The organism is Candidatus Enterococcus moelleringii (assembly GCF_017377575.1).
Classification (GTDB): domain Bacteria; phylum Bacillota; class Bacilli; order Lactobacillales; family Enterococcaceae; genus Enterococcus_A; species Enterococcus_A moelleringii.
The window spans coordinates 15,320-39,601 of record NZ_JAFREM010000017.1 but is presented as its reverse complement, the minus strand read 5'-3'; the positions used below and the strand labels follow the sequence as shown (position 1 = coordinate 39,601).

30 protein-coding genes are annotated in these 24,282 nt (G+C 42.8%); 8 read left to right on the top strand and 22 right to left on the bottom strand.

The features are described from left to right. Nucleotides 1-38: 38 nt before the first annotated feature. Complete coding sequence (locus JZO70_RS10895; RefSeq protein WP_207673600.1) at nucleotides 39-1,388, top strand: aspartate ammonia-lyase; 1,350 nt, start codon at nucleotides 39-41, stop codon at nucleotides 1,386-1,388. 58 nt (nucleotides 1,389-1,446) lie between these two features. Here JZO70_RS10895 and JZO70_RS10890 read toward each other — a convergent pair whose 3' ends face one another. The 6 genes from JZO70_RS10890 to JZO70_RS10865 all read right to left on the bottom strand — a co-directional run bounded on the left by JZO70_RS10890 (nucleotide 1,447) and on the right by JZO70_RS10865 (nucleotide 8,576). Then, on the bottom strand, nucleotides 1,447-2,310 hold the full coding sequence (locus JZO70_RS10890) for a GRP family sugar transporter (protein WP_207673599.1): 864 nt from the start codon (nucleotides 2,308-2,310) through the stop codon (nucleotides 1,447-1,449). Nucleotides 2,311-2,357: 47 nt separating this feature from the next. After that, nucleotides 2,358-3,377: a two-component system sensor histidine kinase SapS gene (sapS, locus tag JZO70_RS10885; protein ID WP_207673598.1), complete on the bottom strand. Its 1,020-nt coding sequence runs from the start codon at nucleotides 3,375-3,377 to the stop codon at nucleotides 2,358-2,360. Nucleotides 3,378-3,388: 11 nt separating this feature from the next. Then, a complete protein-coding gene (sapR, locus tag JZO70_RS10880) occupies nucleotides 3,389-4,060 on the bottom strand; it encodes a two-component system response regulator SapR (protein ID WP_207673597.1) in 672 nt (223 codons plus the stop codon). Between the two features lie 66 nt (nucleotides 4,061-4,126). Then, entirely contained in the window at nucleotides 4,127-4,486 is a 360-nt protein-coding gene (locus JZO70_RS10875; protein WP_207673596.1) for an iron-sulfur cluster biosynthesis family protein, read from the bottom strand. A gap of 62 nt (nucleotides 4,487-4,548) precedes the next feature. After that, nucleotides 4,549-6,048 (bottom strand): phosphohexomutase domain-containing protein, encoded by a 1,500-nt coding sequence (locus JZO70_RS10870; protein ID WP_207673595.1) that lies wholly within the window; start codon nucleotides 6,046-6,048, stop codon nucleotides 4,549-4,551. Between the two features lie 119 nt (nucleotides 6,049-6,167). Continuing rightward, complete coding sequence (locus JZO70_RS10865) at nucleotides 6,168-8,576, bottom strand: HAD-IC family P-type ATPase (protein ID WP_207673651.1); 2,409 nt, start codon at nucleotides 8,574-8,576, stop codon at nucleotides 6,168-6,170. A 593-nt stretch (nucleotides 8,577-9,169) separates the two neighbouring features. Here JZO70_RS10865 and JZO70_RS10860 point away from each other — a divergent pair. From JZO70_RS10860 to JZO70_RS10850, 3 genes are read left to right on the top strand one after another with little or no spacing between them, the layout of a single operon-like run. Then, nucleotides 9,170-9,715, top strand: coding sequence for a DUF2975 domain-containing protein (locus tag JZO70_RS10860; RefSeq protein WP_207673594.1), 546 nt, complete (start codon nucleotides 9,170-9,172; stop codon nucleotides 9,713-9,715). Between the two features lie 22 nt (nucleotides 9,716-9,737). After that, nucleotides 9,738-10,271 (top strand): DUF2975 domain-containing protein, encoded by a 534-nt coding sequence (locus JZO70_RS10855; protein WP_207673593.1) that lies wholly within the window; start codon nucleotides 9,738-9,740, stop codon nucleotides 10,269-10,271. Between the two features lie 16 nt (nucleotides 10,272-10,287). Then, complete coding sequence (locus tag JZO70_RS10850) at nucleotides 10,288-10,494, top strand: helix-turn-helix domain-containing protein (RefSeq protein WP_207673592.1); 207 nt, start codon at nucleotides 10,288-10,290, stop codon at nucleotides 10,492-10,494. A gap of 168 nt (nucleotides 10,495-10,662) precedes the next feature. Here JZO70_RS10850 and JZO70_RS10845 read toward each other — a convergent pair whose 3' ends face one another. Beyond that, nucleotides 10,663-10,902, bottom strand: coding sequence for a hypothetical protein (locus JZO70_RS10845; RefSeq protein WP_207673591.1), 240 nt, complete (start codon nucleotides 10,900-10,902; stop codon nucleotides 10,663-10,665). Between the two features lie 708 nt (nucleotides 10,903-11,610). On the opposite strand from JZO70_RS10845, the gene JZO70_RS10840 reads away from it, so the two are divergent. From JZO70_RS10840 to JZO70_RS10825, 4 genes are all read left to right on the top strand, one after another. Continuing rightward, nucleotides 11,611-12,276, top strand: a complete 666-nt coding sequence (locus tag JZO70_RS10840; RefSeq protein ID WP_207673590.1) for a sensor histidine kinase — start codon at nucleotides 11,611-11,613, stop codon at nucleotides 12,274-12,276. A gap of 14 nt (nucleotides 12,277-12,290) precedes the next feature. Continuing rightward, nucleotides 12,291-13,031: a LytR/AlgR family response regulator transcription factor gene (locus JZO70_RS10835; protein WP_207673589.1), complete on the top strand. Its 741-nt coding sequence runs from the start codon at nucleotides 12,291-12,293 to the stop codon at nucleotides 13,029-13,031. A 313-nt stretch (nucleotides 13,032-13,344) separates the two neighbouring features. Further along, nucleotides 13,345-14,109, top strand: a complete 765-nt coding sequence (locus JZO70_RS10830; protein WP_207673588.1) for a DeoR/GlpR family DNA-binding transcription regulator — start codon at nucleotides 13,345-13,347, stop codon at nucleotides 14,107-14,109. Further along, nucleotides 14,102-15,466 carry a DUF1576 domain-containing protein gene (locus JZO70_RS10825; protein ID WP_242703899.1) on the top strand — a complete coding sequence of 455 codons (1,365 nt, stop codon included), beginning with the start codon at nucleotides 14,102-14,104 and terminating at the stop codon, nucleotides 15,464-15,466. Before JZO70_RS10830 ends, JZO70_RS10825 begins: the two co-directional genes overlap by 8 nt. Nucleotides 15,467-15,508: 42 nt before the next feature. Here the strand turns inward: JZO70_RS10825 and JZO70_RS10820 are convergent, their stop codons facing one another. From JZO70_RS10820 to JZO70_RS10755, 15 genes are all read right to left on the bottom strand, one after another. Further along, nucleotides 15,509-16,108 (bottom strand): response regulator transcription factor, encoded by a 600-nt coding sequence (locus tag JZO70_RS10820; RefSeq protein WP_207673587.1) that lies wholly within the window; start codon nucleotides 16,106-16,108, stop codon nucleotides 15,509-15,511. After that, a complete protein-coding gene (locus JZO70_RS10815; protein WP_207673586.1) occupies nucleotides 16,101-17,213 on the bottom strand; it encodes a sensor histidine kinase in 1,113 nt (370 codons plus the stop codon). Before JZO70_RS10815 ends, JZO70_RS10820 begins: the two co-directional genes overlap by 8 nt. Before the next feature lie 47 nt (nucleotides 17,214-17,260). Further along, nucleotides 17,261-18,019, bottom strand: a complete 759-nt coding sequence (locus JZO70_RS10810) for an ABC transporter permease (RefSeq protein WP_207673585.1) — start codon at nucleotides 18,017-18,019, stop codon at nucleotides 17,261-17,263. Between the two features lie 13 nt (nucleotides 18,020-18,032). Beyond that, nucleotides 18,033-18,695 carry an ABC transporter ATP-binding protein gene (locus JZO70_RS10805; RefSeq protein WP_207673584.1) on the bottom strand — a complete coding sequence of 221 codons (663 nt, stop codon included), beginning with the start codon at nucleotides 18,693-18,695 and terminating at the stop codon, nucleotides 18,033-18,035. Between the two features lie 195 nt (nucleotides 18,696-18,890). Then, nucleotides 18,891-19,082, bottom strand: a complete 192-nt coding sequence (locus tag JZO70_RS10800) for a hypothetical protein (RefSeq protein WP_207673583.1) — start codon at nucleotides 19,080-19,082, stop codon at nucleotides 18,891-18,893. Nucleotide 19,083: 1 nt separating this feature from the next. Then, entirely contained in the window at nucleotides 19,084-19,239 is a 156-nt protein-coding gene (locus JZO70_RS10795; protein ID WP_207673582.1) for a hypothetical protein, read from the bottom strand. A 1-nt stretch (nucleotide 19,240) separates the two neighbouring features. Then, entirely contained in the window at nucleotides 19,241-19,396 is a 156-nt protein-coding gene (locus JZO70_RS10790) for a hypothetical protein (RefSeq protein ID WP_207673581.1), read from the bottom strand. Nucleotide 19,397: 1 nt separating this feature from the next. After that, nucleotides 19,398-19,553: a hypothetical protein gene (locus JZO70_RS10785; protein ID WP_207673580.1), complete on the bottom strand. Its 156-nt coding sequence runs from the start codon at nucleotides 19,551-19,553 to the stop codon at nucleotides 19,398-19,400. 24 nt (nucleotides 19,554-19,577) lie between these two features. Continuing rightward, nucleotides 19,578-19,709, bottom strand: coding sequence for a hypothetical protein (locus JZO70_RS22615; RefSeq protein ID WP_278252606.1), 132 nt, complete (start codon nucleotides 19,707-19,709; stop codon nucleotides 19,578-19,580). Nucleotide 19,710: 1 nt separating this feature from the next. Continuing rightward, nucleotides 19,711-19,980: a hypothetical protein gene (locus tag JZO70_RS10780; RefSeq protein ID WP_207673579.1), complete on the bottom strand. Its 270-nt coding sequence runs from the start codon at nucleotides 19,978-19,980 to the stop codon at nucleotides 19,711-19,713. Between the two features lie 75 nt (nucleotides 19,981-20,055). Continuing rightward, nucleotides 20,056-20,700: a TetR/AcrR family transcriptional regulator gene (locus JZO70_RS10775; protein ID WP_207673578.1), complete on the bottom strand. Its 645-nt coding sequence runs from the start codon at nucleotides 20,698-20,700 to the stop codon at nucleotides 20,056-20,058. Between the two features lie 540 nt (nucleotides 20,701-21,240). Then, nucleotides 21,241-21,453 (bottom strand): hypothetical protein, encoded by a 213-nt coding sequence (locus JZO70_RS10770; protein ID WP_207673577.1) that lies wholly within the window; start codon nucleotides 21,451-21,453, stop codon nucleotides 21,241-21,243. 8 nt (nucleotides 21,454-21,461) lie between these two features. Then, on the bottom strand, nucleotides 21,462-21,608 hold the full coding sequence (locus JZO70_RS10765; RefSeq protein WP_207673576.1) for a hypothetical protein: 147 nt from the start codon (nucleotides 21,606-21,608) through the stop codon (nucleotides 21,462-21,464). A 486-nt stretch (nucleotides 21,609-22,094) separates the two neighbouring features. Then, nucleotides 22,095-22,694 carry a hypothetical protein gene (locus JZO70_RS10760; protein ID WP_207673649.1) on the bottom strand — a complete coding sequence of 200 codons (600 nt, stop codon included), beginning with the start codon at nucleotides 22,692-22,694 and terminating at the stop codon, nucleotides 22,095-22,097. Between the two features lie 276 nt (nucleotides 22,695-22,970). Continuing rightward, nucleotides 22,971-24,155 (bottom strand): IS110 family RNA-guided transposase, encoded by a 1,185-nt coding sequence (locus JZO70_RS10755; protein ID WP_207673575.1) that lies wholly within the window; start codon nucleotides 24,153-24,155, stop codon nucleotides 22,971-22,973. Nucleotides 24,156-24,282: the final 127 nt, after the last annotated feature.

Here is a 24,282-nt window from a genome sequence, read left to right as displayed (position 1 = left end):
GTGATATTTTATCACATAAGACGAAGGAGTGATAGTTTATGATGCGAATTGAAAAGGACTCTTTGGGGAGCATCCCCATTTATCAAGAAGCTTATTATGGTATCCACAGTTACCGCGCTAAACAGAATTTCCAGATCAACCAAGTACCAACGGACCTGCAATTAATTAAAGAAATCGCCCGTATTAAGGCAGCCGCAGCTACAGCCAATCGAAAAACAGGAGGATTGTCTGTTGAAAAAGAAGCGGTTATCCGTCAAGCGGCGCAGGAAATTATTGCAGGGAAGTTCGATCAGGAATTTTTAGTTGAAGCGATTCAAGGCGGCGCTGGGACCTCAACAAATATGAACGTTAATGAAGTGATTGCCAATCGCGGCTTGGAATTATTGGGCCACCAAAAGGGGGACTATCAGTATTTACACCCCTTAGATGATGTCAATTGCAGCCAGTCCACTAATGATGTCTATCCAAGCGCTGGGAAATTAGCCACTTTGGTTTATTTAGATCAGCTGCTGCTAAAAATGGATTACTTGATTCAGGAGTTAAAGACAAAATCACGTACCTTTTCTAACATCAAGAAAATGGGGCGCACCCAACTGCAAGATGCTATCCCTACTACTTTTGGTGCCAGCTTTGCAGCTTACGCCAGTAATCTAGAACGCTGCCGCAAGCGGATCAAACATGCAACCCACGAATTAACTCAGCTGAATCTTGGGGGAACAGCCATCGGCAATGGAGTGAATGCTTCCCTGGCTTATCAGGAATTTCTCTATGAAGAGCTGAATCAAACTGTCGAATGGAAGGTTAAGCCTGCCAATAACCTAATTGACGCCACTCAAAATGTAGATGGTCTGTTAGCTGTATCCAGCAGTCTGAAGGCCTTGGCCGTTTCTCTACTGAAGCTTTCCCGTGATTTGCGACTGTTGTCCAGTGGGCCTAACAGCGGATTGAACGAGGTGATTCTGCCAGCCAAGCAAGCAGGCTCTTCCATTATGCCGGGGAAAATCAATCCGGTGATTCCCGAGGTAGTGACGCAGCTGGTTTTCAAAGTGTTGGGTAATGATACTACGATTTCCTTAGTGGCTGAATCAGGAGAACTGGAGCTGAATGCCTTTTGTCCAGTGCTTTTCCAAAGTCTCTACGAATCTTGCCAATTACTGGAGCAAGGCTGCAACGTGATGACGGTTCATTGTATCCGAGATTTGCAAGTGAATGAGCTAAAATGCGAAGAGGACGTCCAAAAGAATAGCGGAGCGTTGACCAATTTCGCGGCGGTCGTCGGCTACGAGCATGCCACAAAGCTAGTCACCGAAGCCCAGGCCAAAAACTGCTCCATCGAAGAGATCTTAAATCACTATCATTGGAACGAAGCGCAGCAGAAGCTTTCTTAAAGGCAGAGCTCGCAAAAAAAAGCCAATTATCCTCAAAAAGATAATTGGCTTGTTGCTGTTAGGCCTTCATATAGCCTAAAACGACCCCGCCGACAATAATCAGCAGACAGCCGATGACGACGTAGACCATTTCCTTTTTCGTCTTGCGTTCTCCTAAGAGGAAAATGCCGCCGAGAGTTGAAATGATGATTCCCATCTGAGACAAAGAAAAACCAATCGCCAGTCCCAACGATTGAATCGTCAGCAGCATACATACATTGCCGATCCCCCACAATAGCCCTGACAGCATGTTGCGCCAGACATATTTGTCGAAGCTGGTTTTTCCAAAAGCAAATAGACTGGCACCTGCCAGCATCCCGATGCTTTGCGGGAAAATCACGGCCAAGGGATCTATTCCGGCCCAGGTGATGATAATGGTATAAGAAGCATAGCCGATGGTGGAAAGAATGAGTGCTCGTAGTCCTTTGCCAAAGTCTAAAACCTGGTGATCCGTCTTTACCCCTGCTTCGTTGTCCTGCCGGGCAGTCAAGTATGCGCCAAAAACTAGCAAAGCCAACGCGATAAAACCTAGAATAAAATCCCGGGATTTGGTCCATTCGTGAAAGAAGACCGCGCCGGCAATCGTATTTAAAATCAGCTGAAAACCAGTCGACAGCGGCAGCCCCACAGAGACGCCCACTGATTTCATGCCGTGGAATTGTTTGTTTTGCCCTACCGACCAAAAGACTCCCGACAAAAAGCCGATGATTAAAATCCGCAGATCCAGCGTTGGGCGGACGACCATAAAGGTGACTAAAGCAAAAACAAAAGCTCCCATGGTCATGCCCAAGGTTTGCTGGTTGGCATCGCCGCCTAATTTCCCGCTGACTAACGCGATACTGCCCCAAGCAAATGTCGGAACGAGGGCGAGTAAAATTGTCATGTTTTTTCCTCCCGTATTTCAGTAGCTGCAAGACTTTGACAAGTGGATCAGCGACTTTCTTGGTAATAATTCAAGCGGGGAAAGAATAAGGTCATGGTGGTTCCTTCGCCCCATTGCGATTCCGCTGTTAACTCAACGCCTAATTTTTCGGCTAGCTTTTTAGCCAAGTACAAGCCTAGCCCGGTGGAATGCTGCTGGGCAGTCCGGCCGTTTTCGCCGGTAAAGCCCTTGTCGAAAATCCGCCCTAAATCCTCTGATTGAATCCCGATGCCGTTGTCCTTCAGTTGCAAATAGGCGCCGTCATTTTTCTGGGTAATCAGCACTTCAATTTTGCCGTTTTCTGGGGTGTATTTGATGGCGTTGCTTAACAACTGACGGAAAATAAAAGCAATCCATTTGCCATCAGTTAATACTTGGGCATCCTCTTCTGCCATCACCAGTTGAATATTTTTTTGAATGAAGTAATTGGCTTGGCTGCGAATCACCGGCTGAATGATTTTCTTCACTGAATATTCCTGAATCAAATAATCATTAATGAATTCGTCCAAACGAGAATAATACAAGACTTGTTCGACATGCTCGTCGATCTGCTGTACTTCATTTTGCAGCAGGATATACTTATCGTCGTCGATATCGTATTCGATGGACTGCAAAATCAAGCCCACTGCTGCCAAAGGAACCTTGATCTCGTGAATCCAGGAATCCACGTAGTCCTTTTGGTCCTTTTGATTGCTGATGGCCTGCTGCATCAGCTGATGGTGCTCGCGAACCTGTTGGTTAATGTATTCCTGCACCAGTTTTTCTTCTTCCGTGTCCGCCTCATCCAAAAACTGCTGCAGACTGTCTTCTTTTTGACTCAGCTGCTGGTACCAATCTTTTTTGCGATAATAATCGAAGGCGAAAAACAAAAACAGGATGAACAGCTGCAGCAACAGCAAGTAAGCCACATTGTCCATAAAGCCTTGCAAATCCGGCGTCAGCCAAATCATGAAGACCATCAAGGCACTCAAAATAATCCAGCCAATCAGGATGAGCAGCTTATCTTTTAAAAATCGTAAAAATGTCATACACTGCTCCTTTATGGCACGATATAGCCTTGGCCGACTTTGGTCTGGATGTAGTCTTGAATCCCGGCTTGCTCAATTTTCCGCCGCAGTCGATTGATATTCACCGTTAAGGTATTGTCATCGACAAAGCGTTCGTCATCCCACAAAGCCCTTAGCAATTTTTCCCGGCTTAAAATTTTCCCGTGCTGCTTCATTAAAATGTACAGCAAACGGTATTCGTTTTTACTCAAATCGATCACTTCAGCGTCGATTTCCATGCTGCTGTTGTCTAAATTCAGCGTGATCCCGTTGTGAGTCATGGTTTCGCCGCCTTCTGCGTAATTGTACGAACGCCGCAAAAGCGCATTGATTTTTGCTACCAAGACATCTACCTCAAAAGGCTTGGTGATGTAGTCGTCCGCTCCCATGTTCATCGCCATGATTTGATCCATATTGGTGTTGCGAGAAGAGATGAAAATAATCGGTACTTTCGAAACCTCGCGAATTTTTTGACACCAGTAATAACCGTCAAACACGGGTAAATTAATATCTAATAAAACTAATTGAGGGGCTTCCCGCTCAAAATCGGCAAACACTTCACTAAATTCGGTTGTCGCAAATACGTCGAAGCGCCATTTGGTCAATTCTTCGCCAATCAGCTGACGAATGACTGCCTCATCTTCCACGATCATGATCTTTGCCATCAATACCGCCACCTTTCTCCTCTATACTAACAAATATTTGGCGAAAAAAGAAAAAAGACGTCAGAATTACGACGTCTTCTTAGTAAAATCAATAAATCCTAAATTGTCATCAATCACGCCGCCATCGCCGGACAAGGCAAAGGTGCTTAATCGGGGATTCAGCGTGATCCGCATATTTTCCTGCAAATCTTCTTTGGAATAGCCCTTGATCCAAAAATCCCCTATATTGGTAGGGATCGTTTCGGTGTAGTCCTCCTTGGGCATGGTATCGCTGATGATGTTAATGGAAAATTGGACCTGCATATGGATCATGGCGTGCTGGGAATAGGGTCCGACGCCATCTTCAAAGGTCAACAGCACCAATTTATGTTCATCCGAATGCTGGGCGATCCGCTCTTTAGCTGCTTCGTCTAAGGTAATTTTCATCAAAAAAACCTCCCTCTGGCACCATCATCGGCCGAAGGAGGAAAAATTGCAAGCCAGAACGCTTACTTGATTTGCTGGTCTAATTTGGTTAAATTGATCCGGTCATCTTGGGCTAACAGCTCACGATAAATCGGCAATTGCTTTTGAATTTGATCCGCTTGATCATTTTCAATTTGCATGACTAACAATGGTTCATGCAAGCTCAAACGCAGCAGCATCCAGCCTTTGCCATGAGGTTCGGTAATGGAGAAGCGTACACCCTCATCATTTTCCGGATTTTCGGCAAAGCCGTCTTTCGTTGGCAAAGTTTGACGGAAGTTCTCGATCATCTTGCGGCCAGTCTCCCTGTGATCATCGCCGGCAATTTCGTAGCGGATTTCCAAGGTTTCTACAGGCTGTTCTAATTCCGCCATCAAGTCGGTTAATTGACGACCTTCCTGCTGTAATTTCGGCAGCAACATCAAAATCTTGGCAATCACGTAAGCACCATCGTCTAAGAAATAGTTTTCCTTGAAGGCCGCGTGACTGCTGGTTTCGATCGCTAAAGGACAATGGATGCCCTCTTCGTTCAGCTCAATTGCTTTGTTGATGACATTGCGGTAGCCGGAAATGTAGCGATACTGCTTGCCGCCTTTTTCTTCAATGAAGCGTTTCAAGTGATCAGAGGTTGGCGAATTCGTTACAATCGTGCTGCCAGGTTCTGCGTCTAGAACGATTGCTGCCAACACAGCGATCAAATTGTTGCGATTAATAATTTGTCCATCAGCTGAAACAATCGCTGAGCGGTCCACATCGGTATCGAAAATGACACCAAGGTCGGCTTGATTATCCATCACCGCTTTTTTGATGCTGGCCATCGCTTCTTTGTTGTCAGGATTTGGAATATGATTCGGGAAATTGCCATCTGCTTCTAAAAATTGCGAACCGGTAGTGTCTGCCCCTAAAACATCCAGAACTTTGCTGGCAAAATAACCGCCGGCACCATTTCCGGCATCTACGACAATTTTCATTCCCGTTAAAGGCTGATCGTTATCAGAACCGATGCCTTTGCGGATTTTTGCCACCATGTCCGCCGCATAAGCTGAAATCAGGTCGGCTTTTTTCACGCTGCCGTCTGCTGCAGCTGGTTGTGGATCGGTGTGTTCTAAAATGTAAGCAATGTCGGTTTTTTCTGCGCCGCCGGATTTGCTGAAAATCTTAATGCCGTTAAAGTAATAAGGCAGATGGCTGGCCGTCAGCATAATTCCCGCATCACAATCGAATTCTTCAAACTGAGTAGCCATAAATAAAGCTGGTGTCGTCGCCAACTCAAAGTCTAGCACCTGTACACCTGCTGCTTGGAAGGTATCCATCATCGCTTGTTTTAATTCCGGTCCGGTTAAGCGGCCATCAAAACCTAAACCAATCGTAAAGGGCTTAGTAATCCCTTTGTTTTCCAACCAATTCATGATACCGTTTGCAATTAAGATAGCTTCCTCGGTGGTTAAATTTTTCGTTTTACCCTCTGCGGAAATCGCGATTCCGCGAATATCTGATCCATTTTGTAATGCTGTTATCGCCATAGAACTGCCTCCTCTATTTACTTTTAGTCTATTATACCAAAAATCACGGAAAAGAAAGCCTTTTCCGTGATTTATTTGCATTTTTTTGGTAAATTCCACCTAATTAGATCCCACAGCAGCTAAATAACCCGCGAACGACGCTTGTTCCGGCGGCGTTCCTGCCAGCGGACTCTTGCGTTTACCAACTTGTTCATTAGTGCGGTCATGGCTTTAAACAACCAATAAACCCCGATGGTCAAAGGTATAACGAAGAATAAATTGCGATTGTATAAGACGTCAAAGTCAAAGAATCGCCGGAAAACTAAGAAACAGCTGAGATAGATAGCTGCAAGAACGGCAATTAAGGTAATTTTCTTTTTATCCAACGGGAAGGAAACTAAGTACAGAACCAGCAATCCGACACAGCCGGTTAAAAAGACCGACATGGTGGACGTCGCGCTAAAGGGCAGCTGGAATAGATAGCCGGCTAACTGAATCAGCATCACTGCCGCCACCACCGTCACCGCACCCGGTACCGATACCCGCAAAATATTGTTCAAAAAGTCCCCCTTGATTCGTTCGTAGCTAGGTTTCAAGGCTAGGAAAAACGATGGGATGCCGACAGTCAACGCGTTAATTGGCGTCAGTTGAATCGGCGCAAAAGGATACGGACTAGCTATGAACATGAAAATTACCGCTAAGATTAGCGAGTAGATCGTTTTGACCAAATACATGGAAGCGACCCGCTCGATATTGTTGATCACGCGCCGGCCTTCATTTAGCACATCCTTCATCCGTTTAAAATCCGATTCCAGCAAAATCACATCCGCCGCTGCTCTGGCCGCACTACTACCATTCGCCATAGCAACACCGATATCTGCTTGCCTTAAGGCTAACACGTCGTTCACTCCGTCACCAGTCATACAAACGGTGTAATCCTCATCCTGCAAGGCTTGGATCAGCCGTTGTTTTTGATACGGTGATACTCGGCCGAAAACCGTGTTAGACTTCGCTAAAACGCGGTAGTTGGTCCAATCGTCTATTTCAGACATATCCACATAATATTCCGCTCGTTGAATTCCGGCTTTTTGAGCGATTTTTGAGACGGTTAAAGGATGATCGCCAGAAATGACCTTTAGTTGGACATCCTGTTTGGCAAAATAGCCAAAGGTTTCCTGGGCATTTTCCCGCAAATTATCTGAAATGATCAAGGTTGCCAGCCAATTGGGTTCCTTTTCAAAGGTTTCGCTTAACACTTCAGGATAGGAAGCCAGTGCTAAGACGCGATAACCTTGTTCCATATAGGGTTGGATCGCTTGTTGGAATTCCTCCGGCACAGTTGAAAAAATAAATTCAGGCGCGCCAACGACGTAGCTGCCTTCATTTTGAAAGGTAACGCCGCTCCATTTACGGGCTGAAGAAAAAGGAATCATCTTCTCCACTTGCCAATCGTTGTCAGTTTGGAATGCATTTCGCAATGCTTGAGCTGTGGCATTATCGTCGGTTAGATTTTTCATCAGGGCCGACATAATCACTTTAAAGCGTTCCTCGGTGACTTGGCCTAAGAGACTTTCTTCAAAGCGCAAGGTGCCGTCGGTGATGGTTCCGGTTTTGTCCAAACAGATGACATCCACGCGTGCCAAGGTTTCGATGGAAGGCAAAGCCTGCACCAGTACTTTTTTCCGGGCTAAGTTGGCCGCCCCCACCGCAAAAGCGACACTGGTCAGGAGCATCAAGCCCTCTGGAATCATGCTGACGAGAGCGGCCACAGTTCCCAAAACTGCCTGCCGAATCGAAGAAGACGCTTGGTATTGAGAATACAGCATCATTAAACCTACCGGCACGATGATCACAGTTAAAACCGTAATCATGCGGCTTAACACCTTGGTTAGTTGCGAGCTGTTGCCGGTTTCGCTTTTGGCTTCGCTGGATAGCCGCTGGGCAAAATTATCCGCCCCTACCGCCGTTGCTCGATAAAAGCCTTGTCCGGCTGTCACGAAACTTCCACTATATAACCGATCCGTCGGCTGCTTGAGGATGCGATCCGCCTCACCGGTTAACAAGGATTCGTCCACTTCCATGCCTTCGCCCGAGAGGATCTCCCCATCCACTGGCACCTGATCGCCATTTTTCAACAGTAGCGTGTCCCCTAAAACAATTGCTTCTTGATCGATCCTCTGCAGCTTGCCGCCCCGCAAAACTGTCGCTTGATCCTTTGCCAAAACTGACAACTTATCAATCGTATGCTTGGCTCGCAGCTCTTGAAATACTCCGATCAGCGTATTGATGATTACTACGCCAAAGAACAACGTGTTTTTCGGTGAACCCACCAACAAGACAAAAAGTGCCAACACTAGATTCAGCAGATTGAAGACATTGACGGTATTTTCCTTGATGATCTGACCATCTGACTTCAACAAGTTCTCTTCTGTTTGGTTTACTTGACCCTTTTCGGTTCTAGCCGCCGCTTCCTGCTCCGTTAAACCATGAAGAACTGGGGGAATCTTCACCTGTTCAACAGCTGCCTGACTAGTCGCTGCTCGCTTCATTTTCTTCACGTGACTCACCTCTATTTCCATCTTACCACGATCGGAAATTTTCAAGGAAGATTCAGCTTTTGTAGGAAAGGCTTCGCAAACTCGCTCAGAGAACACAAAAAAACGCCTAAGCATCTTTCAGCTTAGACGTTGCGTTTTGTTCGTTAGGAAGACGAATTAATCCACATAAAATGCTTCATAAAAACCTTAGGAGGCTAGGAAGAAAACATTTGCGCAAAAACACTCCTGGGGATAATTTCGTTCGTTTGAATAGTTTGAATGTCATTATACGAATCTGGGGAAGTTGTTCTATTATAATGAGAGCGCCAAACACTGACTATACCCATTACTAAACGCTTAAATACCGCCGCCTCCTAAGTACTATTATTTTAGACCATTTTGACAAAAAATTAACAAGAATGTCAAAATCGACCCTTTTTTCGTCAGAATCATCGCATTTGTTAACATTCAAAGTTCATTATTTTTTGATAACGACTCGAATCTACTGACGAATCTAAGAAACCTCTCATATCGTTTTACATTATCAAAATATCGTTTTACATTAAAAGTTTTATGTTTTATAATATAGAAAAGGGGTGAATACGATGAATAAGTATTCGACAGCGATTATCGGTTTATTGAGTCTCTTTACACTTATGATGCAAGCATTTCTTTTTCTGGGGACGATTATGACTATCTGGATGTTTGGTTCCTCATCTACCAATAGAAAAGACGCCATTGCAATGATTCTAGACAATATTGACCTGACAAATAGTTCATTGACGCCCAATTTTTATGCTGCTTTCTATTTAGGGATTCTCTTTTTCACTAGCTTAACGCTGTTTCTATACCTCAACTGCATTCGACACTTGCTGCAAAATATTAACGAAAAGATATATTTTGAAGAAAAGAACCTTAAAATGATTAAACGTACCCTCATATTTTTCTCACTTTATACGTTAGTCAATTTTGGGCTGGAGCTTATTCACAGAGCATTCAACGTCACTTACTTATACGATGCTTCTGCTTATCCGGCTTACAGCTGGGTGGGCGTGTTTGATGGTTTGATTACTGTCATGGGAATTTATGTCCTCTATGTGGTTTTTCGACAAGGTGTTTTACTGAAACAAGAGAATCAATCAATAGTATAGAGATACAGAGAGGTGTGTAAAAATGAAAAAATATGAACGATTTATCTTGGGTGTGCTGGCGTTTTGCTGCTTCACCTTGCAGGTGCTTTTTGTACTTGCCTCAATCATTCTCGTAATAATGGCGTTCCCTGCAGATTCTCGCCAAGAAATGTTCAAAATCGTCAGTGAAGGCATGGTTTTAAAAAATAGCATGCTGTCCGTAACAACTGCTTCTGTTTATTTGTTTGCTGTTTCTGTCGTTCAGTCTATTCTGATGTTCGGTTACTTGAATTGTATCCGCAACCTGCTGCAAAACTTAAACGATGAGATTTATTTTGAGGAACGCAACCTGCAGCTGATTAAAAAAGTTTTGATTTTTTATGGCGCTTCAGCGGTCATCGAAGCTTTGGTTGCTGGGTTTAACAAAATCAACCATATTACATTGCTGACTGCAACCTCACCTAGTGCTCTGGTCTACTTATTTGAAGGTTTCCTAGTGGTGATGGGGATTTACGTTATCTACATGGTGTTCAAGCATGGGGTACGTCTGAAGAAAGAGAGTGACGCATTTATATAGAAGGAGATTGTCGCTTATGATTAAAATAAACTTGGATCGAGTGATGCTGGATCGCAAAATCACATCCAACGAACTCGCTAAACAAGTCGGCATCGCACCGGCTAATCTGTCTATTCTAAAAACAGGAAAAGCCAAAGGGATTCGGTTCAATACTTTGGAGAAAATCTGTACCATTTTGGATTGTCAGCCTGGGGATATTTTGGAGTTTGTGGGGGAGGAGTGAGATCATTAAAACGAAAAAGTCATCCAACTATACATCAGTTCGATTTCGACGTATGGTTAGATAACTTTTTTTGTTTTAGGCAATCTTTTATTTTGTGACATATCAGAGAATGTTCATTGATATCATGCTATAATTAGAATCAAAAATACATTCTTTTAGCAGTGTTAACTATCGATAGTACCCAATATACACCTTGTCGCTCGCTCTATAGAAGGAGTAAATTAGCGTCATGCCGTTGAATTTCTGCGGTGGTGGATATGAAAAAGTGAACTTTACCGCCATTCTAGGGCTTATTGCATTTGCCTGAGTAATTGCTGAATCCGAAATAGAATTTATAGATGTTGCTTGACTTGCCATGGGAGAAATAAATACAGTCATTATCCCCATAATTAAAAATATTTTTTTCATAGTGTCGCCTCCCTATTATCAGTATATTGATATTTTTTCAAGCCAGAAAACTTCGTCATAATCGACCCAAATACCATCATAATCGACACAATACACGGAGGTTGGAAATTGATAACAAGTATAGTATTAGACATCCTAGGCACCTTACCATTAATCTTTTGCATGTACTATTTTAAGTCTAGGCACTATAGCAAAGACATAATACTCGCATCATTACTATTATTGACAATACGGATATCTCCAGTTATTTCAAGCGAAACTCTGAGAATAATGATTTCTTTTTTTATTTTATTTTTCTCATTCTATTTTTCAGAAAAGAATACATTAATCTCTGGTATATATAGCTCTTTAGTCTTTATAAACGACAACATAACTAGAGTTATCACCAATCCATTAATGTTCTATAATATGAATTCGTTACTAAAGTCTTATTTATTAATAATGCTCGCATCTTTATTAGTGATTTTAACAATATCCATTTTAGAAAAAAAAGTATTACTATACTTAAAAAATAGAGTTCCAAAATCACTATTTCCAATTTTAGCACTTTGTTTATTTTTACTTTTTCTATTCATCAAAAATATTTTTTTAGTAGAGTTAACTATCCCAAATAACAAAATTGTTTCATTGAGTTTAATGAGCCAAATTTTCTTTACATTGTTTCTTTTTCTATCAGTAGTACTTTTTTTAGCTCAACGCAGCGAAGCGATGCGCCTAGAATCGGAAAGCAAAAAAGCGATCTATGAAAATCAGCTATCCTACTTAAAATCTATCGAAAAGAACGCTGAAGAGGTTCGGAAGTTTAAGCATGACTACCAAAACATTCTATTGAGCATGGATAGTTATTTCCATGAGGACAAGTATGAGGACCTGAAAAAGTATTACTTCACACAAATAAAGCAGAGTTCGGAAAGTTTGAATATCGTAAATACTCAGCTCAACAAGCTATCGAGAATTCAAAGTATGGCTTTGCGTAGCATTTTCTACGTAAAATTGAGTATAATTGATAGTGAAAAAGTAAATCTGAATTTAGAGATCGACAAGAATTTCTTTGTGGAAGAAAAAGACGAGATTTCGTTGGTTCGCGCATTGGGGATTATTCTGGATAATTCGGTAGATGCCCTTGAGGAGCTGGAACAAGGCGACCTGCAGATTGCTCTGATTGAAAATGATGGCAGCAATCTGATTATCGTCAAGAACAGCTGCTCTGCTGATTTGCCGCCGTTGTATCAGCTGGAGGAAAAAGGTTTTTCTACGAAGGGGTCAAATCGCGGAATTGGGTTGAGCAACCTGCGAGAAATCATGGAGGAAACGGACCTTTTATTGGAAACTGAAATCGTCGATCAATACTTTATTCAAAAAATTATTTTTTAAGGGGAAGTTTTATTATGATGAAGGTCTTCATTTGCGAAGATGAGTCACCGCTGCGGGCGTTCTACAAAGGACACATCGAGAGGCAGATTATGATTAAAGAGCTGGATGCTTCTATGACTCTATCTACAGATAAACCCAGAGAAATTTTAGCTTATCTGAGGGAAAATCGTGATACTACAGGGATTTATTTTCTGGATATTAATCTTGGCGAGGATGAGATGGATGGGATCATTCTGGCTAAGGAGATCCGAAAGTACGATGCATTAGGGAAAATTATTTTCATTACCACTCATGATGAAATGGTACCATTGACCTTTAAACACAAGGTGGAAGCTTTGGACTTTATTATAAAAGATACGGTTGAATCGATGCAGGCTGCGATCACTGAGTGTTTAGACACCATTTTTGAAAAACAAAAGGTTCAACCTGAAAAAAGGCAACAGTATATGATCAAGACGGGAAAAAGCGAGCGCTATGTGAACTATGAGGATATTCTGTTTTTTGAAACTTCGCCTAAACCCCATGTGCTCTATGTTTATACATCGACTGGACGGATTCCTTTTTACGGCGCGATCAAGGAGACTGTTGATCTGGGGGATAACTTTGAGCGAGTCCATAAATCCTATGTGGTTAACTTGGACAACGTTCGCTCCATCGACAAGGAAATGCTGGAGCTGACCATGCATAACGGCCAACGCTGTGCCATCTCCCGTAAAAAAATGAAAATGGTGCGGGATTATTTGAATCTTGAGTAAAACAAAGGATCATTCCACGGTGGAGTGATCCTTTGTTTGTGTTTCAACTGATTTTTAGCCTTATTCTTTCAGTTTCCGCACCGTAAAAAAGATCTGAACAAATCGCTCCGGTGCAGTCTTCACTATCCACCCTTCTTCCTAAACGACCCCATCTCAGCCAAAACCGTCGTAAAACGATCATAAAATCCACTTTTTTATGGTTTTATTGCACTTTATATGTTCTTTTGCGCTATTAGGGTGCTTTTTCGTATATAATACAATCATATAAAACGGTTTCTAGTTTGAGACTCTCGTAAGAAGGCAGGAATGACGAATGAAAAACTCGATAGCGGCGATTGATCGGCGACATGCTGATATTTTGGATGTGTTAAAGGAGAAGCAGCACCTGACTACGCAAGAATTAGCCGAAGCACTGAATGTCTCCCTGAGTACGATTCGTCGTGATCTGCATTTATTGGAAGAAAAAAATGACATCGTTCGCAAATACGGCTACTGCACGCTTAATTATGCGGATAGTGAAGAAGTAGATCCGTCTGGCTCAGAGCATCTGAAAAAAGCGATTGCTCGGGAAGCGGGTCAATTCGTTCATGATTGCGACACCCTTTTTATCAATGCCAGCTCGACTGCGTTGAAGACGGTGAATTATATGCATGCTGAACATGTGACCATTGTAACCAATAATCTGGAAATCAATCACCTGCCGCAAAATGCCAATTACAATTACCTCTTAACTGGAGGCGAGATGCGTTTTCCTAAAGAAGCTTTAGTGGGAGACATTGCTTTGAACACGATCGCTACCATCAATGCCGATACTTGCATTATGGGTTGCAGCGGGGTGAGCCTGGAGAGCGGCGTCACTACTGAGATTATTAATGAAGGAAAAATCAATGCCTTGATGCTTGATCACACCCTGAAACGGAAGGTTTTAGTGGCGGATCATCGCAAAATCGGGGTGACTTCGAAATGCAAGGTTGCTGATATTTCGGTCTTTGATTATTTGATTACCGATCAATATGCTTCGGCTGAAACGTTGAAGGAGATTCGAAAACTAGGAGTCAAGGTCATTCAAGTTGATTAACCACAGAAAGGAAGGAATTAGACTGAAAAAAAATGAACTCGTGCTATCACAAGAATTGATTTTTAACTTTCTACTATTATATGGTTTGCTGCTGACGATCGTTCCGATTGTCGTCTATCCAACCAGCTCGGTCATCGACGGGATGTTCCGTATTTTAAGCTCTCCCAGCAATTTGATCAGCGACTATGTTGAACTTGCTGGACCGGGAGCGGCTTTTGCCAACAGCGGCCTAATGACTCTACTTAGTTTGTTTATTTTACGAAAATACCGCCACTCTTTTAATCCATTGACGATTTCGGTGATTATGCTGCTTTCGGGCTTCTCCTTTTTCGGGAAGAACCTGGCAAATTCAGCGCCGATTCTGCTAGGCAGTCTTTTGTACCTGCATCATAAGCCGGCAACTCGGCAAGAATCGCTGGTTATGGGCTTATTAAGCACCTGTCTGTCTCCGATGGTCAGCGTCATTTATACAGCACCTAGCTCATTTCCGCTGCAAAATAAAGCCATCGCTGTCCTAGTTGGTTTGGTGATCGGCTACATCAGTATTCCGGTGTTCCATTATTTGAAGGCCCACACGAGAGAAATGAATCTGTACAATATGGGCTTTTCAGCTGGTTGTATTGGTTTGGTGGGTAATTTTGCCACTCGTAATTTGTTACATATCCGCGTTATGCCTCATCGGCTGAATGCGGCCCACAGCCAAGCGCTGTTTGTCTTCCTATTGATCCTTTTCACTGCACCGATTGTCTATTCATTTGTGCGAATAGCCTTCGAAAAAAAACTTCATAAAGGAACGCGGCTGAGTCTCTTAAAGCTGATTCGTTTTTCACTATATGGTTTGATGGGCTTGTCGGTTCCATTGATTTTACAGGTTCCGCTAAACGGCTTGCTGGTGGGTACGATTTTAACCTTTGCTGGATTTAGTATGTATGGCTTCAATTTCCGTTACTATTTCTTTCCAGCTTGCGGGGTGCTGGTGGCCTCTTGGTTCTTTTTCCAGGATCTTACGTCTACCACCACCATCGTTATCCTGTTTTTTGCCAGCACCTTAGCGCCTTTTGCTAGAAAATACGGCCTGATGTCGGGGATTTTATCTGGTGTGGTGTATACGGTGATTTCTCGTAACGCCCATGTGCTGACGGCTGGGGTCAACCTTTACAACTGCGGCTTTTCCGGCGGCGTGACCGTTCTTTTCTTGGATATGATGCGCTACCTGATTTTCCAATACCCGTTACTGAACAAAATCTTCAGCGCGGCTTACAGCAAGCTGATTCACGTCGAACAAAAAATACTGGTCCAAATCATCGCCTTAATCGATCGATTGAAACGACGGGTATTTCCTCTTAATTACGAATAAACGTCTGGCAGATCATTTAGGTGATCTACCAGACGTTCTTTTTTATAGCCAGCCGTTTTCCTTTGCCTTGGCGGCGGCATCGACGCGGTTTTTGGCGCCTAGTTTGCTAATAATTTCCGAAATATAATTGCGGATGGTGCCATCGGTTAAATAGAGCTGGGCGGAAATATCCTTTGAGGTGGCTCCGGTGGCAATCAGATTGAGAATTTCCTGCTCTTTCGGCGTTAAAGGATTACGCTGATTGTTCATGTAGCCAGTAATTAAGGAAGGTTCGTAATATACTTTGCCGGTCATCGCTGCGCGGATGTGCTGGATCAATTCCTCGCTGGGAGTGTCCTTCAACAAATAGGCAGATACCTTGGCATCCACCGCCTTTTCAAAGTACCCATCGCGGGCAAAGGTGGTCAGAATAATCACCTTGATGGGACTGTCCTTTAATTCTTCCGCTAAGTCCAAGCCGGTTTTGTGGGGCATTTCGATATCGGTCAGCAGAATATCCGGCTGCAGCTGTTTCAGCATGGCAGTCGCTTCGGCCCAATCCTTGGCAGTGCCCACTACCTCCAGGTCCTCCTCCAAATTCAAAATCATGGCTAAGGCTGATGACAGCAGGCCTTGATCTTCAGCTATCAATAATTTAATCATTCAATGCCTCCTCCAAAGGAACCGCAATCGACAGCCGCGTTCCTCGTTCGTCTTGTATTAAGATGGTTCCGCATAGCTTTTCCACTCGTTCCTTCATACCAGTCAGACCGTTTCCTGCAATCAGATCTTTGGCGCCGATGCCGTTGTCCTTAATCGAAAGCTTCAACCAGCCGGCTTCGATGGCAAAATCGATGGTACAAAAGGTGGCTTTGCTGTGGCGGATGATGTTGGTGACTGCTTCCCGTAGCACATTGCTGAGTTCATTTTGCTGATCGGCGGACAGGTTATTGGCCAGCTCCTCGTTTTCCGTGGTTAAAATAATTTCAGCCGATGTCAGGGCTTGGTTCATATCAATTAGTTCTTCCCGAATCGACCGCTTCCGCATATCCGAAACGATTTCCCGAACGGTTTTCAAGGTTGATCGAGAAAGCTGTTCCACTTCCTGCAGTTCGTCTGCCACCATTTGTGGATTTTTGGCTAAAATCTTTTGCGCCAAATCCAGCTTGAGGGTCATCACCGATAAGGATTGACCTAACGAGTCGTGCAATTCTCGGGCAATTCGGTTGCGCTCTTCACTCTTAATCACCGCTTCCAGCCGTTGATTGGCCTGGTACAATTGCTTGCGCTGCTCGATCGTTTTTTGAAATTCCCGGCCTGGCAGCGGTGCGATGATGGTAAACAAGCTGAAGGGAATCGCCATCACCATCTGATTGCCGCCAAAGGCTGGATTATCGATGGGTCCGAAAATCAGCCCGATGACTATGATCCCCATCTGACCAAAGAACAACAGCCAGAAGGTGGATTTTTTCATCTTAGGAAAGCCGAAGCCCATCTGCCACGAGGGAAACATGAACAAGTAAACGTACCCTAGTGCCAAGCCATAAAAGGCGGCAACTACATATTGACCCATCAGCCAGTAGACAAAATACTTTCCTTGGAACATGGCATTCCGGTAAAACCAGCAAAACAGCAGCAGCACAATTGTCGAAAATTGCTTCTCAAAGGTATCAAAAGGAAACCTGGAAAGAAAGGGAATTAATAGAAACAGCATCCAGATCAGGGAGGAAAGATTTTCTCCCTTGGGAAATAAGCGAAATTTAGTCATGAGTTTTCCTTTCTATGATGCTCTTATCTACGATGATACCATACCAGTTAAACCTTTTTGCGGTTAAATACCAAGCAGGCAACTAAGACAAAGCCTAAAATGTAAACGAGATTGCCCACTAACAACTGATTGGTGGCTAATTGGGTCAGCTTTTCCATGCTGTGGTTGTTTATTTGATTGCTTAAATTCAGCATGTTCAACGGGTTCCAACGCAGCCAGCTGAAGCGATCCAGCACCATAAACTGCATACCTGCCAGCATGGATGAAAGAAAATAAGTGACAATTCCCAGCATGCTAGCCAAGGATTCGTTGGTGACAACCAGCGAAATCATTAATGAAAGACTGGCGAACAGCCACATTCCTGCGAAGTTTCCTAACAAGTTCGTAAACAAGGTACGGATCACATCCGTTTGCTCAAGAGAGACTTCGGGAAAAAGAATCATGCTGAGACAAATGGTTACTGTGATTGCTACGACATTCAGATAAACTGAGTAGCCTAGCAGAGTGATGAGTTTGCTGAAGAAAATCGTGCGGCGCTGCTGATTTTTTTGCAGCAGGTTCTTAATCGTACCAAAACGAAATTCCATGGAGAAGGTTTGGCTGGCTAGATAGACCATGAAGAAAACGATCAGCCAGCTGCTGTTAAAGCAAGTTAGCACCAATTTATCCGCCGACAGCATGTCAAAATTGCCAAACTTGGTGACACAGGCAAAGCTGGTAATCATAAAGCTCAAGATCAGTGTTTGCTTCAGAATAATCTGCTGCTTCGTTAGTTTGAATACTTCCTGTTTTATTGCGTTTTTCATTTTATCCATCTCCTTAGGCTAATTTGGCTAATAAGTCATCTTCAAAGTTTTCCAATAATTCAGGGTGCTCCACGTTTTCCACTAGTTTTCCGGCCTTCAGCAGGATGACCCGGTCCACTAATTGCTCCAGCTCGCTGAGTATGTGGCTGGAGATGAGGAAGGCTGTTCCGTTTTCCTTGTAGGTTAAAATGGCTTTCTTCAGCAACTTGACTGAGTAAGGATCTAAGCCATTCATGGGCTCATCCAAAATCACCACTTGCGGCCGATTCAGTAAAGCCAAGGCAATTCCCAGCCGCTGCTTCATCCCCAACGAATAATCCTTGGTCTTTTTGTTGATAAACTCGTGCATGTCCAGCAAGGTGATCAAGCGATCAAGTTCCCCTTTTATCTGCTGGTTCTCAGAGAATAGTTGTAAATGATCCCAGCCAGATAAGAATGGGTAAAGTCCAGGCTGCTCGATCAGAGCTTCCATTGCGGTATCCTTTGCTTGCTGGATTTCTCCTTTGCTGACTGGGATAAAACCGATCATAGCTTTCATGAGTGTGGTTTTCCCTGCACCGTTTGGTCCCACCAGTCCCACCACTTCACCTTTTGCTAAGTGGCAATCGATTGTTTCCAGGGCTATTTTTCGTTTAAAGGTAACACTTATATTTTTTACGTTCACTAGATTTTCCATTTTCGCTCCCTCGCTTCTTCTTTATAGACATAGTTTACCGAAATTAGGCTCGGGAATTAAGAAGGATTCGTCATGACTTTTTATGACATTTGTCATGAGAAAGGCTAGTTTGGGAAGACAGACATCATTGACGTTGGTTAAATACAAAACGAGGCCCCAAGATTTGATTGTCTTGGGGCCTCGCTGTTTTCTATTCTAAAATCCTAGCCATTCGCTGAAGCTGTTTTCTTCAAAACTGATGTTTTCTTCGTCGTCTTCGTCTGGTGTTTCTTTGAGGTAAGTTTGGACAGTTGTCTTTACTGCTTCTTCGTTGATTGTGTGTTCCACTACCTGTGATGCTAATCCTAGACTTATTACTGCTGCAATTGCGATAATCATTTTTTTCATTTTAATTTCCTCCGTTTTCTGTTTTTTCGTCTGTTGGTGTTTTGAAGGTGCTGGTTACTGCTTCTTTTACGGCTTCTTTGTCCATGGTCCGTTCAACTACCTGTGATACCAAACCTAAACCTGCTACTGCTATAATTGCGACAATGATTTTTTTCATTTTAATTTCCTCCATTTTCTGTTTTTTCGTCAGCGGGTGTTTTGAAGGTGCTGGTTACTGCTTCTTTTACGGCTTCTTTGTCCATGTTTTGTTCTACTACTTGCGATACCAGTCCTAAACCTACTACTGCTATAATTGCGATGATGATTTTTTTCATTTTAATTTCCTCCGTTTTCTGTTTTTTCGTCAGCGGGTGTTTTGAATGTTGCTGTTACTGCTTCTTTTACGGCTTCCTTGTCCATGTTTTGTTCTACTACTTGCGATACCAATCCTAGACTTACTACTGCGATAATTGCGATGATGATTTTTTTCATTTTAATTTCCTCCGTTTTTTAGTTTTATTTTTCGTCTGCGAGTACTTCGCCCAAGTGTTTGATTACAAAATCTTTTACGGCGTCTTCGTCGATCAAAGCTTCGACGATTTGCGATACGATTCCTAAGGTTATAATTACTGCGATGGTTGTCATCATTTTATTTTCCTCCTAGTCTGTTGAAAAATGGGATGTGTTGAATTCTTTCACTTAATAGATCAAAAAATTGCGTTAAAATGTTTTCGCAAGTTCGAATGTCTAGGTTTGTTTCCTTCGCAATTGCTGTGGCGACTTCCACTAAGTTGTTGCGTTTAGCTTTCCTGATATGTTTTTCGGCGTATTTTTCGTAGGCCTTCATGACTGCTTCACAAGTTTCTAGTTGTTCGCCGCTGCGTTGTGCTAATTCTTTGATAGTTTGTTGATGATTCATTTAAAGTTCCTCCTGTGTAGACCGACCGTCAGTCTAATTTGTTTTATTTTTTAAACTCAATCGTTGTGATTGAGTTTAACTGGTGAAGATTTCTAAAAATTGTTGTGTGACTGTTTGCTTATCAAACTTGGCTTCGTCGATTCCTAGGATGCGAAAGATGAATTCCACAAAGGAGAAAAGCTTGCGTTGGATGGCTTCGGGATCTTCGCCGATTACCCGTTCGTCGGATAATGATTGGATGCCGGCGATTAAAAACTGAATACTTTCTAGCGGATACTCCACTGAAAACTCGCCTTGCTGCTTGCCTTCTTCAATGATTTCGGCTAAGACTGGACAAACGTGCTGAAGCGTTCCTTCTAATGCTCGCTGCTTCATGAGTGCATTCTCTGTGTGTTGAAATTGTTCCAGCAAATCGCTTTTTTGCTCGTTGTCTGCAGCTGACTGCTGTTTCAAAAATAGCAAGATTTTATCTAGGCTGCTGATGTCTGTCTTTTGTACTTCTTGGGCGATCAGGCGATCTTTTTCGACGACTCGCATGATGACTGCGTCCATGACTTCTTCTTTGGATTTGAAGTAGTGATAAAAAGTTCCTTTGGCGATGCCGATTTGCTTTAGGATGTCATTAATGGTTGCTTTCTCGTATCCTTTGGCTAAGAAAAGCTGTTCGGCGGTATCAATGATCTCGGTTCGCCGTGTCTCATGTTCCTTTACAATTCTCATAGGCTGCTCTTTCCGACCGACCACCGGTCTGTTTATATTTATACTATACCGCCGGTCGGTCAGTTTGTCAACGTTTTTTGTAAAACTTTTTTTATTGTCTGATAAATTGGCGTTAGTTGCAGTGAAACTCACTCTTTGATAAAAAATAGCATACTACGAAAGAGACCCCAGCAAATGCTGGAGCCTCCCCGATAGAGTGGCGCCGCGGACGCCGTCCTAAGTTAACGTTAAGGTTCTTCTGCTTGGCAATTAGCAGCTTGGCTAATATTGGAATTCGTGCTATCATATAAGCGAAGGAAGGGCTAAGCCCGACCTCGCAAATGATTTGCTATTTACGTTTCTTATGTTTCGGTTTGTATGACTTTTTGCCGAAGTCATGCAGCCAGATAGCTATCTGGATCAAACCAACAAGAATTGTAATAGCAGTAGCTAAGAGTTCCAATATACCACCTCCCTTAACTGTCTTTAATTATGCTACCGGTAGTAGTATACGTCAACAGTTAAGGGTATTTTTTTCGAAAAAAATAGGACTAAAATGCTCTAAACGTCAGCATTTTCAGCAGTTCCATCTACTAGTTGTTTCCGCCGAATAGTCATCAAATTTTCAAGCTCGATCAAATCAGCTTCCTTTGCCCAGTTTTTAATAAACCCACGCGCATCGGTCCGCCGACGCAGATATTTAGAACGTTCGGGATTTTTTTCTTGCCACCGTTTGTTGCGTTCGGTACTGGTAGTTTTCTTTTCTCCAGCCATTAGATTGATTATCCCTCCTCTTTATATATCTTTGTCAGCGCAGCAATAGCAACCATGGCAGCTATTGCCAAAATCCACTTTTGGGTAAAGGCTGCATAGAACAACGCTGCAATAGCCACAAGCCTCAAAACTAAAAGGACGTTACTTTTTTCCATGAGATACACTCACTTTCCTAACCTATGAAGAAGAACCAAGCAATGGCAGCCAAGATGATTAACCAGGCAACTAATTCTTTCGGGTTCTTTGTTCCTTTTTCCATTTTTGCAGAAACGTTAAGTTTGCCGTGCGTAAATTCCCAGTGTCTATCTTTCATAATACAATAAAGCATAGAAAACAGGGAGGATTCCCCCAAAACTTATGGTTATCGAGAAATTTGTAAATAGTAGCTACCTTAAAAGGTGCATTCTATTTTTTGGATTCTCTTTTTCTCTATGCTGTATTCATTCACCTCTTTCTTTATTGCCCTAATAATACTACCGGTAGTTAAAGCTGTCAACAACTGCGAAACCTTTGACTAGATTTTACCTTCCATACTTATTTTATAATCTGCTTCAAGATACTGAGCTTCATAAGCTTATTTGGCAAAAGACAAAAAAAGTTTCAAGAAGATGAGATCAATACTCTTTCTTCTTGAAACTTTTCTACATAAATGAACGCAAGATCGAAATGACATAGCGCAATAAGCGAAACACGATAAATAGAATAAAGATATTACCAAAGATAAAGCTGAAAAGATTTCCGATGCCGGCTTTGATATTGCCTAGGCTGAAGCGGCGCAAAAAGCGGGGCATGCTGCTGTAGCCATTGCGTTTCAAGCGGAACTTTTCTTCATATGTAATATCTAGCATATCGTAGTAGATAATTTGAAACGGCTGTTTGGCAAAGAAAGTTTTCTCGAAGCCTACCATCATAGTGTACTGTTTATTGTTGGATGGCAAGTTGCGGACTCCATTCTTATTGATCCGTACTTTTTCCTCTCCATTATCCTTCACGTTGTAGCTGTACTCGTCTTCTTCCAGCTGGTCAATCTGAGCATTTGGTTGATTGGCCTGCAGAAATTCGTTGTATAGCTCGTCAAATTTCCCTCGTTGACCAAATAAAAAGACCAAGATGGCGATCAGCAGCAAAATCAGCAGACCGTTTAGCAGCATGTGCTCCTGCATAAAAGCGGTATAGGCGCCGATAATCACCAAGGCCACCACAACCATGATGATGCGCTTGTTATAATACTTTTGGTACATGATCTCGATGGTGCGTTTGTAGTAATCAAAATCATGAGATACAAAATCTTCCAATTAAGGTTCCTCCTTCATAAGAAAGGCTTCGCAAAGCTAGTTTGGGAAGCCGGACATCGCTACTATTGTTGTAAGACACTTGCTAGTTGTAAAAAATTTATCCTTCTTCTAAAAGACTAACTATTATAAGTCAAGCTAATTCTGATGGAACTATGAAAAAGGAACAATAACGATATCTATCGGAATAAGTGCATAACAAATAAGCTTAAAACGAGAGTTTTTTTAAAGAAGAACTTTGTAAGGTTCATTTTTGGTCAGTATGGCATGAATCGTGTAAGTGAGCTTTCTGGCTACGGCACCAACTGCAGTGAGATGATGTTTCCCTTCTGCTCGTTTCTTTTTGTAGTAGGCACTGAATACTGGATCATTGTATGAAGCGATGAACGCAGCTGAGAACAAGGCTTTACGCAAATAGGGGGAACCGCGCTTACTCATGACATTGTGCGTAGCCTCGTATTCACCCGATTTAGTAACTGAAGCATCTATCCCCGCGTAAGCAACCAGTTTAGCAGCGGTTGAAAAGCGAGTGATATCGCCAATTTCTCCTAGGATAGCTGCGCCATTCACAGGGCCGACACCTGGAACGGTCATGATGACTGAATCCAGCTGAACAAAGATGTGCTTAATTTCTTTTTCAACTTCCTTGATTTGAGTTTCTAAAAATTTGATTTGTTCAATCATGGAACGAAGTTGAAACACATAGGCTTCTTGTGCAAAACGAATGCCAAAAGAGGAAGAAGCGGCTTGCTTGATCGCATCAGCTTTAGTAAGACCCAACCGTCCTTTGCTTGCTTGTTTTAACGCTTGAGTTAATTCGTCAGCGGTAACTTCCTCAAGTGCTTCAGGGGAACCATAAGTAAGAAGAACTTCCTTTGAAGCTGCACCAAAGATGCCTTTGCGCTTGAACAAGGTTTCGTATTCTGGAAAAATCTGATCCAAAACGGCAATGACTTTTCTTTTGAAGTCACTGGTAGTACCAACAAGATAAGTCCGGTAACGAGAAAGATTTTTTAAGGAGATAATATTCTCGTCCATCAGACTGGTATCTGTGAAATCACCATACCGAATAAGATCGGCGATCAGTACGGAATCAATCGTATCTGTTTTACGCTTGCGAATGTTAGAGGCATTGCGCCACCCATCCGTTTGAATCGGGTTTAAAACATGAGTTAAAAATTGTCGTTCATCAAGATAAGAGAAAAGCGCCAGCCAATAATGGCCAGTAGCTTCCATACCAACAATGAAGTCTTCTGGTGAAGTGGAGAACTTATGCAGAGCGCTAGTTAGTGCTTCAGCACCCTCAGTAGTATTTGAGAAAGAAAAACCTTTGAGAAGGATCTTACCAGTGTCATTCATCACGGAAGCAACGTGTGTACGTTTGCCAATATCGATACCAAGATAAAACATATGCACACCTTCTTAGTCGTATTAGGATTGATTGCCACTCATCTGGAAAGCGTCACTACCTTGTTCGAGATACGGAGTAAGGCACGAGGACCTTCAACATCTAACTCATTCGCAATCTGCTTAACAG